Consider the following 2,748-nt stretch of genomic DNA (forward strand, 5'->3'; position numbering starts at 1 on the left):
GGTGGTGGGCATCGCGGGCGGGGCGGACAAGTGCCGCTACGCGGTGGAGGTGCTGGGCTTCGACGTGTGCCTGGACCGGCGCGAGCCGAAGCTGGCCGAGCGTCTGGCCGCTGCCTGCCCGCGGGGCATCGACGTCTACTTCGAGAACGTGGGCGGTGAGGTGTTCGAGGCGGTGGTGCCGCTGCTCAACCACCACGCGCGCGTGCCGTTGTGCGGGACCATCGCCAGCTACAACGAGGACGCGCCGCCGCCCGGTCCGAACCTGCTGCCGAAGGTGATGTCCGTCTTCCAGACCAAGCGCGTCCGCGCGCAGGGCTTCATCATCCTGGACCACTACGGCGCGCGCTACGACGCCTTCCGCCGGGACATGGACGCGTGGGTGGCCGAGGGCCGCGTGAAGCTGCTCGAGGACACCGTGGACGGGTTGGAGAACGCACCGGGGGCGTTCATCGGGATGCTCCAGGGGAAGAACGTCGGCAAGCTCGTGGTGCGCGTCAGCGAGGGATGAGCTTGACGGGGAAGACGTAGCGGCCGTCCTCGGGGACCCGAGCGCCCCGGTCCCGCGGTTCGCCGACGATGCGGGTCCATTCGTCGGCCTGGTGCCTGCCTCCGAACGACGACGTCCCATGAAGATTCCAGGGCTGGAAAGATTCCGGGCAGGGCCCGGAATCCGGGCCCGCCGAGTGGTATCAGGGATGCATCAGTAATTCCATGCCGTGCAGTCGGTCGTGGTGCGCGTGACGAACTCGGCGAGGGTGCGCAGGTTCCGGACGAAGGTGCTCGTGTCGAGGTAGTCGCCGGGCGTGGCGCCGCTGCGAGGTCCACCCGGGCTGTAGGTCGTGAGCCACTTCTCGTTGTTGACGGCGGCGTCGACGGCCTGCGCCGTGTCGTAGCGCAGCTGCTGGCACGAGCGCTTCATCACGGTGGTGTCGGTCGCCAGCCGGGTGTACTCGGCACGGAGGGCGGCGAGCTGCGATGGGACCTCCCAGGCGTAGTTCTGGTAGGTGGGCGCCGCCGAGGAGAAGCGGACCGGATAGCCACCGGCCTTCACGGTGTAGAAGCCGATGTTGGACGGGGCCGTGTCATCGAGCTCGATGTAGCGGTGGATGAGCGTGTCGTTGGCGAAGTCGACCGTCTCCAGGTAGGCGAGGGCGGTGGCGACGGCATCGCGGTTCGCGGGGACGCTGGGGTCGAGCTGGTAGAGGCGAAGCAGGGCCCACATGACGTCCTGGCTCTCCTGGCCGGCGATGGCGGGGGCCTCCCAGCTGCGCGCCCAGCGGGGCTGCATCTGGCCGTCGTACTGCTGTGCCCAGGCGGGCTGGGGCGGGGGCATCTGGGCCCGGCGCAGGAAGTCGCCGAAGGCGGCGCGCATGGACTGATACGTCGCGGCCCGGGCCGGGTAGACCTCCTGGGCCCAGTACAGCATCTCGACGAAGGCGGTCGCGAGGTTGTCGTTCAGCGTCGGGTCATCCCAGTACTCGGTGGTGTACGCATTCGCGTGGCACTGGGCCAGGCCGCACGAGGTCCCGATGGACGGAGGGTAGCTCGCCACCAGCGCGGGCCGGGCGGCGACGGGGGCGGAGAACCCCTGGGGAAAGCCGCCGTGGGTGGGGTACTGCGAGGTCTCCATCCGCGCGCGGGCGTACGCCGAGGCGCTGGAGATGTCCGCGTTGGCGAACGCCAGGAGCTGGTCCACGCGCATCATCGCGATGAGGGCGTTCTGGGTGACCTGGTCGTCGTAGACGGTGGTGGAGCAGCCGCCGCAGCCACAGCTCGCCGTGGTGTTGAGGTAGCAGGCCCGCAGCGTCGGCGTCGGCTTGAAGTCGGCGTAGAGGCGCCAGCCTCCTGACTTCACCTGTCCGTGACGCAGCGCCATCGCCGTGTCCAGCGCGTAGGTCTTGAGCGCGGGGGTGGCGGGGTCCGCGAGGGCGGCCTCGACGAAGGCGATGGCGACGTCGGACGTGCCGGGGGACTGAATCATGATCTGCTCTTCGTCGAGCTGGATGTCCCCCCAGCGCTCGCTCAGGTTGCTGGCGTTGTGGTGCCACGCGTAGCCGCCGTGCCGCGCGACATTGTCGTGGAAGTACTTCGCCGCGTTGCGCATGCGCCCGAGCGCCTTCGCGCGCAGCGGCGTCACGGCGGACTGGGGCGCCTCACCCGTCTGGGGTTCACCGTCCGGCGGGCCCTCCGTCGGAGCGCAGGCGAACAGCGAGAGGAGCGGCAGGAGCAGGAGGCTGGCGTGGTTTCTCATGGGGCGTGCTTACAGCCTCTGACAGGGGACGGGGTAGTGGCTGGGGGCGGCCGCACCCGAGGATGAGGAAGCGGGCATGGACCTCGACCCTGTGGTCATCGCGGAATCGATGCGCCTGTGAGGATTTGCGCCGACGCGGTAATCGCAATCATGAGGCTGGGTCTGGCGTGACGCCCCTCTGTCGAGGTGGATGTTTGCATTTGGGGTGAAAAGAGGATGTGCCAGAGGGCGCCCCGTGAGGAGTCATTGACAGACGACTGTGTGAGTGGTTTACGGCGCTCGACGGCAATTCTTGGTTTGTCCATTCAATGACCAGGCGCAAGAAGGGCGCTTCGTCTGGTTAGGGGCGCCTTCGACCTCGGGCTAGGGGCAATGCCGATCAGTTAAGGGGGAGAAGGATCATACTGCCGCGACCGCGTTCAAGGAGGAGGTCGCGTGGGAAGAGGTCCATTCGGGTACTTGCCCTCTGCGGATGAGGGTGCGTTCGACCGGCTGTG

2 protein-coding genes are annotated in these 2,748 nt (G+C 68.3%); one reads left to right on the forward strand and one right to left on the reverse strand.

Annotated features, from left to right (window positions below):
* Window positions 1–508, forward strand: a 508-nt coding sequence (locus FL311_RS42480; RefSeq protein ID WP_141333302.1) for a zinc-binding dehydrogenase, incomplete at its 5' end; no start/stop codon positions are given.
* Window positions 509–700: 192 nt separating this feature from the next.
* On the opposite strand, the gene FL311_RS42485 is transcribed toward FL311_RS42480, so the two are convergent.
* Window positions 701–2,251 carry a pectate lyase gene (locus FL311_RS42485; protein WP_141333304.1) on the reverse strand — a complete coding sequence of 517 codons (1,551 nt, stop codon included), beginning with the start codon at window positions 2,249–2,251 and terminating at the stop codon, window positions 701–703.
* Window positions 2,252–2,748: the final 497 nt, after the last annotated feature.

The sequence above is a fragment of the Myxococcus sp. AB025B genome (assembly GCF_006518215.1).
GTDB lineage: Bacteria > Myxococcota > Myxococcia > Myxococcales > Myxococcaceae > Myxococcus > Myxococcus fulvus.